The following is a 13,769-nucleotide window of genomic DNA, read 5'->3' as shown; positions in this document are numbered from 1 at the left end:
TAAATGAATACAGAAATCATAAAAAAAGCATCACACGTTTATTTTACATTACTAAAAGATAAAGTAATTGATGAAACGAGTGAGCATTTCCAAACCTACTATGAACCGGAAGTCAGACAGACTGTTTTATTACTGGCAGACGAATCCGGAACCTATATTATCGAATCACCAAAGCGAATCCATTTAGTTGTGCAGCCTGCAGGGTCTGTTTTCGCAACCAACTTTACCCATATGAAGGATAAGCATAAGCAAATAGAAAATAAGAAGTATTTCAATTTAATGAGTATCATTCTTATGGCTTTTCTGGCAATGGTGGATAAGAACCAGGCAGCCAGAATTCGGACGAAGCGTGAAGGAATTACGTTTTACGCTTTAGAACGCCACGTGAATGAGTTGATTACAAATTGGAATCGCATGTTAAAAGAAAATCCTTCATTTGGAGAAGAACAAGCCATTGATATGCCGGATATCGTGACCACTTGGGTCAATATGGTTGTTGAAGCGGATGATTTCGGTACTAGAAAAGGGAACAGGCGGACGCGTATCGGGCTGATTACCGGGGCTATGAGACTCTTGGAAACAGAAGGATTAATCGTGATTTTAGATAAAGACGATATACCAAAAGCCGTCCCGAAAATGGAATTATTCGAGCGGATCGAATTCCTTTATCATGATTATGACCGATATGAACAAATGAAGGAACTTATGAAGACGGAGGAGAAGGAGAATGCCGAAAATCCATCGCATTAGAATCGTCGGACTGAAATATGACGGGATGCAAAAGCAATATAAGGATACAACCTTTGATTTTCACAATGAACAAACATCTACGAATGGATTAATCGCTATGATGAACGGCGGTGGAAAAGGTGTTTTCCTGCAATCCATCTTTCAGGTACTTAAGCCGGGAACTGCATGGGGCAAACAAAACAATCGTTTCTACCAGCAATTTTTCTTTAATAAAAAGGAACAGTTTGCACCGTATACCTTCCACATCTTGATTGAATGGGAACTGGATGGTTCTGAAGGACGTCATTTAGTGACAGGTGGTATGTTCTCTGCTGAACAAAAGAAATTGCTGGATGAGGAAAGCGGCCTCGAGAATGAAGCAACTGAACGTGAGGCTAAAATTGTCCCGAATATTACGTTTTATGCAAGAGAGTTTGATCGTAAAGAGGATGTTGCATTGGAACATATTCCTCTCTATGAAAATGGCAAGGTAGCGGATCCGGAAGAGTTGAAGGATTATTTCAAATGGAATGGATTCGATGTATACCGCGACATAAAAAAACATTATCGCATTCTTGATACATATGGCATCAATCGAAAAGATTGGGACATTATGAAAGAAATTAATAGGGATGAAGGCGGGGTAGGCAAATTTTTTGAAGGAGCAGAGGATGATCATTCTCTCTTCCAAAAAAGAATTATTCCGACCATCACTCAAGTGTTAAATAAAGCGGAAGCGCAAAAAAATGACCTGATGGAGATCTTTAAAAGCCAGGCAAGTATTGCTAAAGATTTACCAGTGCTGCTAAAAAGAGAACAAGCTCACAAAGAATTTTTAGAGGATATTGTACCTTTTGAAGAACATGTCAGAGTTGGTGTCGAGCACGAAGAGATTGTGCAGGCAAGTACAAAGGAAGGCCAGCAGCTTCTCGGTGCATTGGAGCATGTGATCAAACAAGAAAAGGAAGATTTTAATACGCTAGAAGAAGAGATTGAACAATTAACGAAGCAATTGTCTGTCTTGCGTTTTGAAAAAGATAATTTGGAGTATGCCAAAGCTCATCAAGATGTACGCCATTGGGAAAAGCAGCTCGAGAAAGATAAAGAGAAGCATGAACAACTAAAAGCCATTGTTGCAGAAAAACAAGCGATTAAAGATGAATTTACTTTCTCCCTGTTGTTAAAAGAATGGAGTGAATACGAAAATACCATTCTTAATTTAACTGAACAAATGAAAAAACTTGAACAAAACAGCGGGTTAGAACAAGTTAATCAACGAATGGATGAAATCAAGGCCGAGATGACTGCTGAGTGGGACAAGGTGAATCTCGATATTACAGAGGCTCATAACCAGTACCATGCTTACAAAAAATATCTTACTAAAAGAAGTAAAGAAGTAAGCGGTCATGATAAACAAAAGACCATTGAAATTGCTAAATTAAGCACAGAAATACATGCCTTACAGGATGAGCTTCAAACGTTTGATAAAAAAGCAAAGGAAATGGCTGCACAATTTGGAGACCGGATTACGTATGATTTGTCTGGGTTAATTGCCCATTTTAAACAAAATCTACTCCAACTTCAGGAAGATCTTAAACAGCTTCAAGATCAGGATAAACAAACGCAGGAATTACAAAATGAACTATCCGGATCTTTAGGTACGTTACGGGAATCATTGAAACATATGACCGTTAAACGTGATAGCTGGAATGAGGCTTACCAAAAGCAGGAATTAAAAGAAACGTCTATTCTGGAACGTCTGAAACTTATTTTAGATGATGTATCGACACCTTTAACGCATGCTCTCTTATCAAAATATGCCTCAGGTATTGAAAGTCATCTGAACCAAAACCAGGAAGAGAGTGAACAGGTCAAAAAAGAACTCTGGGAAAGTCAGCTTGACCATTATTTAAATGATGAGAATTTCTGGATAGCCAATCAGGACGTGAAAGAGTTTAAAGAGTGGATTGATGAAAAGACAGGTATTGATGTATTCTACGGTACACAATACTTGCAATCATTGGACGAGGAAGAACGCCTTCACCACTTGGAAGCCTATCCACTTCTGCCATTTGGTTTGGTCGTCAGCAAACCACAATGGGAGAAAATCAATCATCATCTTTTACAAGGAAGGCTCTTTAAAAGCCCGGTTCCTATTTATTTAAGAGAAGAAATGAAGGATCAACCTGTTTCTTCATTTGTTGTTTTACATGGTGAAGAACAGGAGTTAATTACAAACAGAGACTCCTATCTGAAATGGAAACTATCCATTTCCAAACAAATTGAAGAGAAAAAAGATATATTAGATGAACTTGGAAAATCTGAACGATCTCTTCGCCGCTTATATAATGAATTAAATAGAATGACAGATACTGAGCTTTGTGTGGATATTGCCAAATTGATTGAGCAGGAAGAAAAGGAAATATCCCGGGTAGATAGCGAATTAAAACGAACCATTCAAATCCTCAATAAAGAAAAAGAGCTGCACGCGCAGTTGCGTGAACAAATCAATAAGAAGCAAGTCAGAATTGATGAATGTGAAAAGCATATAGAAGTAGTCGAGGGATTTGAACAGGAAAAAGAAAAATTCGAACAGCATAAACAATTGAACGATGCAAAGGAATCTCATAAAGCTACTCTGATCGCCCAACAAGAAGAGATCAGTAAGGAACTAGAAGAGCTTAATGACAGGAGTTCGCAGTGGAACCAAACCTATTTGGAATGGAAATTGTCCATGGAGCAAAGTATTAAGCAAATCGTGCAATATGTAAGTTCAGCTGCTTTCCCTTCAGTTGGAAAAGTCGAAAGCAATGAGGAAGTACCAAGTTTATCTCTGCATCTACTGGATAAGATTAAAGGGCATTTGATTGAATTAAATCAATTGCAGCGCTCCAAGGAAGAACAAGCACAGGAATTGCTTACGTTAAAAGCACAAAAAGAAGCGGAAGCATCACAGAAATCTAAATTGGAGAAAAAGTTAACAAAGCTTCATGAAGATTGGAAAGAGAAATCGGTACCGGACGAACCGATCAGCATTCTCGAAGGTTTGCAGCAGACCGCTAATAAAGAGGCAAAAGACGCTGATAAAGAGGAGCGTAAGCAGGACAAGGAAGTCACCGTTGCGGAAACATCCTTAAAGATGGCGAACGAACAAGCTAAAAAAGCGGAGAAAAAGCTTAGCAAGCATGAACAGGAGCCGGAAAAGTGGGAAGATCAGGATCTGGAAGTTAAAGAGGTTGAGATTAAAGACCGGACTAAACTGACTAAAAAAGAGCTGAGTCAGGCTGAAAAGAAACTGAAAGAGACAAATGATCGTATCAATGGTTACGAGGGAGATCAGTTAACCTTATCCGTTATTTTAAAAGAAAATCCGCTCCCTTATACAGAAGAGGTTGTAGCCAAAATTAAAAATCAAGGTAAATCATGTATCTTAGCTTGGTGTGAAGCGCACCAAAATTTCCTTGAAGAAAAACAGGTTAAACATGCCAAGCTTGAGCAATCACTCCGTAAGCTGAAGCTTACGATTGAAGATAAAGATTGGGAGCTGCGGTTTAAAAATGAAGTTCTCTCTTCTTTGGATCATATGGATACTCGCCATTATGCCCATATCGAATCGATTATTGCCAATATGAAACGCTTCTCGAGGAGCGGTTTGGAGCAATTGGATCGTGATAAAGAACGAGCGGAAAAGGCACAGGATTTCTGGGCAAGCCGTGCCAGCATGAAAATCATGAGTATGTCCGACGCGATCCGGTCCATGATTGCCAAGATGAAAATTAAAAATGAACGTGGAGCATTTCCGCTTGTCCAATTGAAGGAAGACATCTTACCTAAGAATGCCGAAGAGGTAGAACCGCTCTTAAAACAGCATTTCGTTATGGCTATAGATAAGATTACGAAGCAATTCGAGACAATCGATGACCATAATAAAGCTCTTGAGACAGAAATCAAGCAATTAATCAGTGATGAACAGATTCTGTTTGTATCCCTACGCAATCGTTTCCCTGAGCTGCTGGTCTATAATATGCGGACTGATAATGCCTTCATGTACGGTAGACCGCAAAAAGAACACTATTCAACTTGGAAAACGATAAACCAAGGGTCTAAGACGAAGTCAGATGGCAGTGGCGGCCAAAAATTATCTGCCCGGATGGTTATGATGATGATGCTCTTATCCGTTAAGAGTGAAGCGGATAACAGCTGGGTATCACTCGTTTGTGATAATCCGTTTGGCCAAGCAGCATCAGCACATGTTCTGGATCCGATTTTTGCGGTTGCTGAGAAGTTGAAGTTCCAGTTAATCGTTGTGACACCGCCTGAATTGGTGAAAACTGAGATCAGTCAGCGCTTTGACTCCTATTACAAACTAGATTTTGTTCGTGAAAATGGAAAAGAGATTGTGACAGACACCGTTGTACCGGCTTATCGGATTTATCAGGAAGAAGAAGTTTTACAATAGAATTAATTGATTTATTTACGTATGGATGGATATAGAGAACTCTGTTGAGGACTGTTAGTAAAGTAAAAGGAGACTGCATGTTTAATTGCAGTCTCCTTTTTTACCATAGTGGCTCATCTTTATTCGTTAACCTGAGAAATAGAGGCATAAAGAGCATGACTACAAGCATTAAACATAATTCCAAAAGCAGTGTAGAAGATAATGATAAATCAAAGATGACAGTAAAAGGGATTGTTATGAGTGGAAATAAAACAAATGCAGAAGTTGCCTTTCTGGAAGTATTGCTTTGATATTGAATTTCTCCGCAATGATTACATTTCATCTGTCTGCGAGATGCAAATAATTTTTTTATTGATTCGGTCCAAGACCACTTTACCCCACAGTTTTGACAAGTTGGCACGACCATAGCCTCCTTTTTTAAACCTAAACAAACAAAAGGTATTTAATTTATTATACCAGAGCTTAATTTTTCTAAAAGTGAAAAAATATCAAGAGTAGAGGTAGGCTGAAAATAGCAGTACCATAGGTGTTTTCCTATCCCTTTACATTACCTTTGGGTTGATCATGGTTATATCCACCGTACGAAGGGAATGAGGATAATGTGGGAGATTATAAAGTTGGGGAAAATAATATCGTCCTGATTACAAAAAGTCATAAAAATCCAGATATACCCAATTTATATGATATGATCCACTTTATACGGTATACTTTAGGATATGGGTTATTTTAATAAGGAGGTTAAAGCAATGGGCATTTTAGATGGGTTAATGGGTAATTCTTCAACTATAAGTAAGGATGAAGTTTCTAAATCATTAAAAGAAGTATTGTTTCCAGGTGAAGAAGTTCAACAAGCGTACAAGTTAATCAGGGATTTGATTGTATTCACGGGTAACCGACTTATTCTTGTAGATAAACAGGGCATGACAGGTAAAAAAGTCGAGTATCATTCCATCCCATACAAAAGTATTACGCATTTCAGTACGGAAACAGCAGGCACATTTGATATGGATGCTGAGCTTAAAATTTGGTTATCCGGAGCAGATATGCCAATAATCAAGACGTTTAAAAAAGGAAACAGTATTGAAGACGTTCAAAAATTGCTTGCTTATTATGTTTGTGGATAAATGTAGCCAAAGAATCTAAGGGAGGGCGACTGAAATCGCTCTCCTTTTTTTTATTGTCCTCTTTAAATAAACTCCAATAATAAATATGATCCGTAGTCTTTTTGTTCCATATAGCCATCCAAGGTCATATTAATAAATGACCATTTTTATATAAATTGGAAATAATGAAGGACATCATAAATTTGTGACGAATACTATAATATGTGTCTAAATTGTGAACGATATGAATACGTTTTATCAAAAGTACTTATTCTTAAAGTCGTAATTCTTTATTCAATTATTTATTAAAGCGTTTTCATCATTCTGAAAGGGAGGAATTTTTGTGAATGACCAGCAAATCATCAAATGTGAAAAATGCAGTGGGAATCAAGTGAAAAAACTAATTACTGTCTCTGATATGATGTTTTTGGCCATTTTAATTGCATGCTGTATTCCAATGCCAGGTTGGTATTTAATTCCGATCTTCATGTTTATAGGCTTTCTTGATGTGAAAAAAGGAGGCTTTCGTTATAGCTGCACTGGCTGCAAATCCAAATTTAGAGTATCAAAAGAAATCAATGCAGCGTTTACTGAATTTTTTAGAACCCAGAAAACGTTAATTAAATAAGCTACACATTGTTGGGAGATCAGTTGGATATAAACTGGTCTCTTTTTTATTCTCAGTTCATCATCCAATTTATTTCTACTAATCATTCACTGCTAAAGATGTAAAAGACTTCATTCTTTGCTCCAAGAATATAATTCTTGCGATTATAAAAATTTAACAAAATATCTCAAACATAAATTTAGGGAAATTTTTTTCGATGGATTCGAAAATATAGAGAAAATTTTCTCCAGAAAAATAGGTAATAAAGAAAAATATTTACATATATTTATATCAATGCTATATTTATCCTTGTAAGCGTTTACCAAATATGAAGTCAACAAAAGATTTTGTTTAAAGTCTATATAGGTGGTGGCAGAATTGAATTTAGAAAAGTATAAAGGAATATTTCCAGCTTTCTATGCTTGTTATGATGATTTAGGAGAAATATCTGAGAGTAGAACTAAAGATTTATGTGATTATTTATACAACAAAGGGGTTAAAGGCCTGTACGTTGGGGGAAGTTCTGGGGAATGTATCTATCAGAGTCTTGAAGAAAGAAAAGCTACATTACGATATGTTGCAGATCATGTTAATGGAAAACTGACTGTAATCGCACATGTTGGTGCACCGTCAACAAGAGATAGTGTTATATTGGCAAAATATGCTGAAGAATTGGGATATGATGCTTTATCTGCCATTCCGCCAATTTACTTTAATCTCCCTGAAAGTTCTATTTATAAGTATTGGACAGAGATTATTAATGCAACTAATCTGCCATTTATCATTTACAATATCCCACAAACAACAGGCTATAATCTTTCTTTGAATCTGTTTAATAAATTATTGGAGAATAAGAAGGTTATAGGAGTTAAAAATTCTTCCATGCCAGTTATGGATATTGAAAGATTTAAGACAGCGGCTGGTGAAGATTTTATTGTTTTTAATGGTCCTGATGAACAATATGTTTCTGGGAGATTAATTGGTGCAGACAGTGGTATAGGCGGAACCTATGGAGCTATGCCAGAACTTTATTTACTGGCAGAAGAATTTGTATCAACAGGAGATTTTGCTAATGCCAGGAGAATACAAAGTGATATAAATGACATTATTATCGCTTTATGTTCCTTAAACGGCTCTATGTATTCGGCTATTAAAGAGGTCTTAAAATTAAGAGACGTTAACATAGGAAATGTAAGAGGTCCGTTAGAGCCAGTAACAGGTGAGGATTTAAATAAAATCGAAAGTATTAAAGAGTTGATCGACAAAGCGATAGTAAAGTATAGAGGGTAACCAGATGAAAAGAAGAATCGTATGCTTTGGGGACTCTAATACTTGGGGATTTAACGCTAAAACTGCGGATAGATATCCAGAAGGCGTTAGATGGACTAGTCTTTTAGCCGAATTACTTGGTGATGAGTTTCAAGTAGTGGAAGAAGGATTGTCCGGTAGAACGAGTGTCATAGATGATCCTTTATTTGAAGGATTGAATGGGTATACCTATATCCATCCTTGCTTGATGAGTCATATGCCAATAGAACTTGTCATTATTATGCTTGGAACGAATGATACGAAAGAAAGGTTTCATTTAACTTCTTATAATATTGCACAAGGAATAGCCAGACTTTCACTTAAGGCCAAACTTACTCCCGCCGGTTTAAACGGAACATGTCCAAAAGTCTTAGTTATTGCACCTCCCCCTATTGATAAAAGGTATCTGGATACTGAAGTCAGTAAATCAATGGGAAGTGAATGCGACCTCAAATCAGAGGAAATATCGAAGCATTTAATGGAACTATTAGAGCTTCAGGGTACAGAATTTCTTGATACAAAGGGATTGGTAGGAATGAATAAGGTTGATTTTATGCATCTTGATGAGGAAGGTCACAAGCAATTATCACAGCTTGTCTTTCGTAAAATCAAAAGCATTTTACTATTTTAATAGGATGATAAGGAGGGGTCATTTATGTTTAGAAAGCGTTTTCTTAAAGCCGGAATGGCAATCATGCTTGTACTGTCAGTACTTGCGGGATGCTTGGGGAAAGAAACCAGTAAATCTAATGGTAGTTCTGGTTCAAATGGTGAGGTAGAAATAACAGTTTGGTTAACTCCGCAGTGGAAGGGTGTTTTAGATGCTTCTGAAGAGGGAGCTGACTATGATAGCTTTTTCAAACATGCAGCAGAGAAATTCGCTGCTGAATACAAGGAACATAAGGTCAAAGTAAATGTTGAGGTCATTGCAGGTGACCAACGCGATGAGCTTTTAAACGTAAATCTTAATGGGGGAACTCCTCCAGATGTTTTCTTTGAAAGCGTTTTTGCTATGGGAGACTATGCTCATAGAGGGGCTTTAGTACCTCTAAACGATATCGTTGACGATGAATCTAAAAAAGATATTGCCGAAAGCCATTGGGAGAGTGTGACGTTTGGTGATGATGTATACTTCTATCCATTCTCACATAACCCAGGTACTTTAACTTATAATGCTGATATGTTTAAAGCTGCAGGGCTTGAAGAATATATTGGTGGAGAGCATGAAATCAAGACTTGGACCTTGGCTGACTATGAAAAAATACTTAAAAATTTAAAAGAGAAGTTGCCTAAGGATAAATATTCAAATGCGTATCCAATGGGATTGTTTGCTTTAAATAATCAGGCAGATACCTGGAATCTTGCTTATTTAAGAATGTTTGGTAATGAGTTCTTTGATAAAGATGGTAATTTAATCATTGATGATGCAAAGGGTGCTAAAGCCGCAAATTGGTTAAAGAAAATCTACGATGATGGTTTAACTAACCCTGGTGTAGAATCTGTTTCTTCAAACGATGTTAATGCGATGTTCCAAAATCAACAGCTTGCGATTAGTTTTACTAACTCAATACTACTCAACAATGCAAAGGCTGATATGGAAAGTGGTAAAGCTCCTAAATTTGATATGAGGCTCGCTAATATTCCGTCTGAAAGTGGAGATCCTTTAACTTTCACTTATGTGACAGGTGCTGCTGTTTTTGACACAAAAGACGAAACTAGAATTAAAGTTAGTAAGGATTTCGTGAAATTTGTCTCTACTGATTCTGAACTTGTGAAGGCATCTAAGAATGGAGTGCCTGTTAGAACATCTGTTACTGAGGAGTTTAAGGCAGAAAAGCCTTACTTTGATGCCTATTCTGCTAACGATCAATACATGTTTAATTTTACTGGAAATGTACCAGGTTACAGCCAGTTAAGACAAGTTCTTTATCCAGAATTACAGGCTTTATATACTGGTGAAAAAACCGCGAAAGAAGTTGTAAAGAGCTACCAATCAAGCGGAAATAAAATAATTGAAGATTCAAAAGCAAATTCAGTTATTACTAATTAGCTCTAGAATATACGACTTTACAACATTTAAGCCCCTTCTTATTGGGGCTTAAATTGTAGAAAGGTAAATGATATTAATGAAAATCAAAAAAGATTTTTTCAGAGAAAATATTACAGGCTACTTGTTTATCGCACCTCAAATGTTACTTTTTTTGGTATTTTTAGTTTATCCGATCATTGAAGGAATAAGATTAAGTCTATTTAAAATAAGCTATCAAGATGAAGTATTTATTGGGCTTGATAACTATAAAAGATTATTCAGTGATTCTGTATTCATTCAATCCACTATTAACACAGTTATTTTTGTCCTATTCATTGTGGCATTAACCGTTATTTTTGCAATGTTTGTTTCCGCTGCTATTTTTGATAAAAATGCTAAATATGTATCTTTCATTAGAGGTGCATACTATATTCCTGTAATGGTTTCCATGGTGGTCATGAGCATGATTTGGAGTTTCTTATTAAACCCTGCCAATGGTTTAATCCCTTTTGTGGCAAGAAAAATGGAACTGTCAACAGTCAATTTCTTAGGTGATACGGATTGGGTACTGCCCGTTATTATTTTCGTGACATTTGCTACGAATGTTGGGCAGGCAATCATTCTATATATTGCTTCTATGATTGGGGTTCCAAAGGAACTATTTGAAGCGGCTGAAGTGGATGGGGCAAGTAGAATGAAAATTATCTTTAAAATTATCATTCCGATGGTTAAACCTACAACAATATACATCATTATTATGAATATTATTGCCGTCCTAAAGATCTTTGTTGTTATTCAGCTTTTAACTGGTGGAGGACCAAACAATGCATCTACAACTCTTATGTACTACTTATATAATAATGCATTTAAGTATAATCAGCTTGGTCTGGCTTCTGCTGTAGGTGTAATTATGTTCTTAATTACATTAGCTCTATCGATTCCACAGCTAAGAGCTATGTTTAAGAAGAATTAGAGGTGAGAGAATATGTTGAGGAATAAGAACAAGAAAAAGAAAGAAAAAATTGATATCGTAACAAATATAATTGTACTATTTTTTGCTATTCTAAGTCTTTTCCCTCTTTACTGGCTTGTGACGAGCTCTTTTAAGAACAGTGCCGATGTTGTTAAAATGCCGCCAGATTGGTTTCCTAAAACCTTTACGTTGAGCAACTATGTGGATGTTTTCAACAATCAACCTGCTTTTACATGGACATATAATAGCTTATTTGTAGCTTTGGTTTCTACCTTGGCCTTAATTATTGTCAGTGCGCTTGCAGCCTATGCATTTTCAAAGCTCCAATTTAAAGGGAAAAATATTATTTTCATTATTTTTATTTCAAGTCTTATGATTCCAAAAGAAGTCATGATCGTCCCTTTGTTTAGAATTATTCAGGACTTTAATATGGTTAATACCTTAAGTGGTATGATTTTGCCAAACGTTGCAACAGCTTTTGGGGTATTTTTACTAAAGGGATTCTTTGATACAATCCCAGATTCCTTAAGAGAAGCTGCCAAAATCGATGGAGCCAGTGAATTTAAAATCTTTTATAAAATCATGCTGCCCTTAGTTAAACCAGGTATTGGTGCATTATTTATTCTTAACTTTGTTCAAGTTTGGAATGATTATTTATGGCAGCTTGTAGTCGGTCAAGATGAAGGTTCGAAAACGTTAATGGTAGGGATCGCAACTTTGATGCAAGATCTAAATCCAAACTTTGCCTATAAGATGGCTGGAGCTACTGTAGCAGCCATTCCTATGCTACTCATATTTATTTTCTTCCAAAAGTATTTTACAAAAGGAATTACGATTGGAGCAGATAAGTAATATTTTTATATTTGGAGATGTTTGCAGATGAATAAAAAACAGAAGATATTTGATCTTATTAATAGACAACTGATTGTTTCATGCCAGGCTCTTCCAGAGGAACCTCTTCATAGCTCTTTTATTATGAGTAAAATGGCTTATGCTGCTATGGTTGGAGGAGCAAAGGGGATTAGAGCAAATAGTGTTGAAGATATTAGGAAAATAAAAGAAACTGTTCAATTACCTATCATCGGAATTATTAAAAAAGTTTATGAAGGATCAGAAGTATTTATCACCCCTACTTTTAAAGAAATCGACCTTCTTTATCAGGAGGGGGTAGATATTATTGCGTTGGATGCAACGAAAAGGATCAGACCTGATGGCAAGACGATAAGTGAAGTCTTTCCTAAAATCAGAGAGACATATAAAGAACAAATTTTCATGGCGGACTGCTCTACCTATGAAGAGGCAAAAGAGGCTTATGAATTAGGGTTTGATTGCTTAGGTACAACGTTGAGTGGCTATACGGAATATACAAAGGGTAATCATCTTCCAGATTTAGAATTGATAGAACGATTGGTTCAGGATTTTCATATTCCTATCATTGCTGAAGGTGGGATTTGGACTCCAGAGGAACTGAAAAGTGTTTTTGATTTAGGCGTTCATACAGCAGTAGTGGGTACCGCGATTACGAGGCCAATGGAAATTACCAAGAGATTTATTGAAGCAATTAAATAATTGGTCCAAGTAAGAGATAAGCTTTTTTAAGTGTCAGTCCATTTTTCAAGGGGTTTATTATGCATAATAGATAGATTTAAAGGATGATGGAAGTGAAAATATTAGCAGCCGATATTGGTGGAACCTCTATAAAAGTTGGCATCTCTGATCGGGATGGAAAAATAGAAGAATTTAAAGAATATGATACGGAAAGTAAAAAAGGTGGAAAGTATTTAGTTGAAAAACTAATTAAAATAATAAGTGAATTTCAGGACTTTGATGTTATCGGTATAAGCACTGCAGGACAGGTTAATAGTACAGAGGGTTCAATCATTTATGCCAATGAAAATATTCCAAACTATACAGGTACTAAATTAAAAGATATTCTAGAGAATCAGTTTAAGGTTCCTGTTAAAGTGGAAAACGATGTGAATGCAGCTGCTTTAGGGGAAAAGTTCTTTGGAGCTGCAAAGGATTTTAATGATTTTCTTTGTTTAACATATGGGACAGGCATTGGTGGGGCCATTGTAATCGATTCTAAAATTTATAAGGGACATAATGGATTGGCTGGAGAATTTGGTCACATCATTACCCATCCCTTAGGCAATAGGTGTAACTGTGGCAAAGCTGGCTGTTATGAAGTATATGCTTCTACCACGGCTTTAATAAAAAGAGCGCAGGCCGTAAATTCCGATTTTATAAATGGTAGAGTCATTTTTCAAAGAATGAACCTAGGTTATAAGGGTTTAGATATGCTCCTTCAAGATTGGGTATCGGAGGTGGCTCTGGGGCTAACTTCCCTTATCCACATTTTTAACCCGCCAGCTATTATTATTGGTGGTGGAGTGATGGAGCAAGAAAATCTGGTAAATATGATTTCTAATAAAGTTAAAGAGTTAACAATGGATAGCTTTTCAGATGTTAAGATTATGAAAGCCTCTCTTGGAAATAAAGCCGGAGTTCTTGGTGCAGTATCACTTCATTTAAGGGATGATTACTAGAAGGAGTGTCAC

General features: G+C 36.4%; 12 protein-coding genes. 11 read left to right on the top strand and 1 reads right to left on the bottom strand.

Annotated elements, in window-relative coordinates; all coding sequences use genetic code 11:
* Nucleotides 1-3 precede the first annotated feature (3 nt).
* Both AC58NB_RS08220 and AC58NB_RS08215 read left to right on the top strand, forming a co-directional pair.
* The gene (locus tag AC58NB_RS08220) at nt 4-750 is read left to right on the top strand and encodes a DUF6063 family protein (RefSeq protein ID WP_497426347.1); all 747 of its coding nucleotides are present in this window, start codon (nt 4-6) and stop codon (nt 748-750) included.
* Nucleotides 728-5,188 carry a coiled-coil domain-containing protein gene (locus AC58NB_RS08215; protein ID WP_497426346.1) on the top strand — a complete coding sequence of 1,487 codons (4,461 nt, stop codon included), beginning with the start codon at nt 728-730 and terminating at the stop codon, nt 5,186-5,188. Before AC58NB_RS08220 ends, AC58NB_RS08215 begins: the two co-directional genes overlap by 23 nt.
* Nucleotides 5,189-5,288: 100 nt before the next feature.
* Here AC58NB_RS08215 and AC58NB_RS08210 read toward each other — a convergent pair whose 3' ends face one another.
* Nucleotides 5,289-5,594 (bottom strand): TIGR04104 family putative zinc finger protein, encoded by a 306-nt coding sequence (locus AC58NB_RS08210; protein ID WP_497426345.1) that lies wholly within the window; start codon nt 5,592-5,594, stop codon nt 5,289-5,291.
* Between the two features lie 340 nt (nt 5,595-5,934).
* Here AC58NB_RS08210 and AC58NB_RS08205 point away from each other — a divergent pair, with 340 nt between their 5' ends.
* From AC58NB_RS08205 to AC58NB_RS08165, 9 genes are all read left to right on the top strand, one after another.
* A complete protein-coding gene (locus tag AC58NB_RS08205) occupies nt 5,935-6,312 on the top strand; it encodes a PH domain-containing protein (RefSeq protein ID WP_497426344.1) in 378 nt (125 codons plus the stop codon).
* A 322-nt stretch (nt 6,313-6,634) separates the two neighbouring features.
* Complete coding sequence (locus tag AC58NB_RS08200) at nt 6,635-6,919, top strand: hypothetical protein (RefSeq protein ID WP_497426343.1); 285 nt, start codon at nt 6,635-6,637, stop codon at nt 6,917-6,919.
* Between the two features lie 357 nt (nt 6,920-7,276).
* Entirely contained in the window at nt 7,277-8,188 is a 912-nt protein-coding gene (locus AC58NB_RS08195; RefSeq protein WP_497426342.1) for a dihydrodipicolinate synthase family protein, read from the top strand.
* A gap of 4 nt (nt 8,189-8,192) precedes the next feature.
* Nucleotides 8,193-8,837: a GDSL-type esterase/lipase family protein gene (locus AC58NB_RS08190; protein WP_497426341.1), complete on the top strand. Its 645-nt coding sequence runs from the start codon at nt 8,193-8,195 to the stop codon at nt 8,835-8,837.
* Between the two features lie 24 nt (nt 8,838-8,861).
* Nucleotides 8,862-10,256: an ABC transporter substrate-binding protein gene (locus AC58NB_RS08185; RefSeq protein WP_497426340.1), complete on the top strand. Its 1,395-nt coding sequence runs from the start codon at nt 8,862-8,864 to the stop codon at nt 10,254-10,256.
* A gap of 76 nt (nt 10,257-10,332) precedes the next feature.
* A complete protein-coding gene (locus tag AC58NB_RS08180; protein WP_497426339.1) occupies nt 10,333-11,208 on the top strand; it encodes a carbohydrate ABC transporter permease in 876 nt (291 codons plus the stop codon).
* A gap of 12 nt (nt 11,209-11,220) precedes the next feature.
* Nucleotides 11,221-12,060 (top strand): carbohydrate ABC transporter permease, encoded by an 840-nt coding sequence (locus tag AC58NB_RS08175; protein WP_497426338.1) that lies wholly within the window; start codon nt 11,221-11,223, stop codon nt 12,058-12,060.
* Nucleotides 12,061-12,087: 27 nt separating this feature from the next.
* Nucleotides 12,088-12,777, top strand: coding sequence for an N-acetylmannosamine-6-phosphate 2-epimerase (locus AC58NB_RS08170; RefSeq protein WP_497426337.1), 690 nt, complete (start codon nt 12,088-12,090; stop codon nt 12,775-12,777).
* A 92-nt stretch (nt 12,778-12,869) separates the two neighbouring features.
* Entirely contained in the window at nt 12,870-13,757 is an 888-nt protein-coding gene (locus AC58NB_RS08165) for an ROK family protein (RefSeq protein WP_497426336.1), read from the top strand.
* Nucleotides 13,758-13,769 lie beyond the last annotated feature (12 nt).

The organism is Pradoshia sp. TA40_28 (genome assembly GCF_059694525.1).
This window is presented reverse-complemented; position numbering and strand designations above follow the sequence as displayed.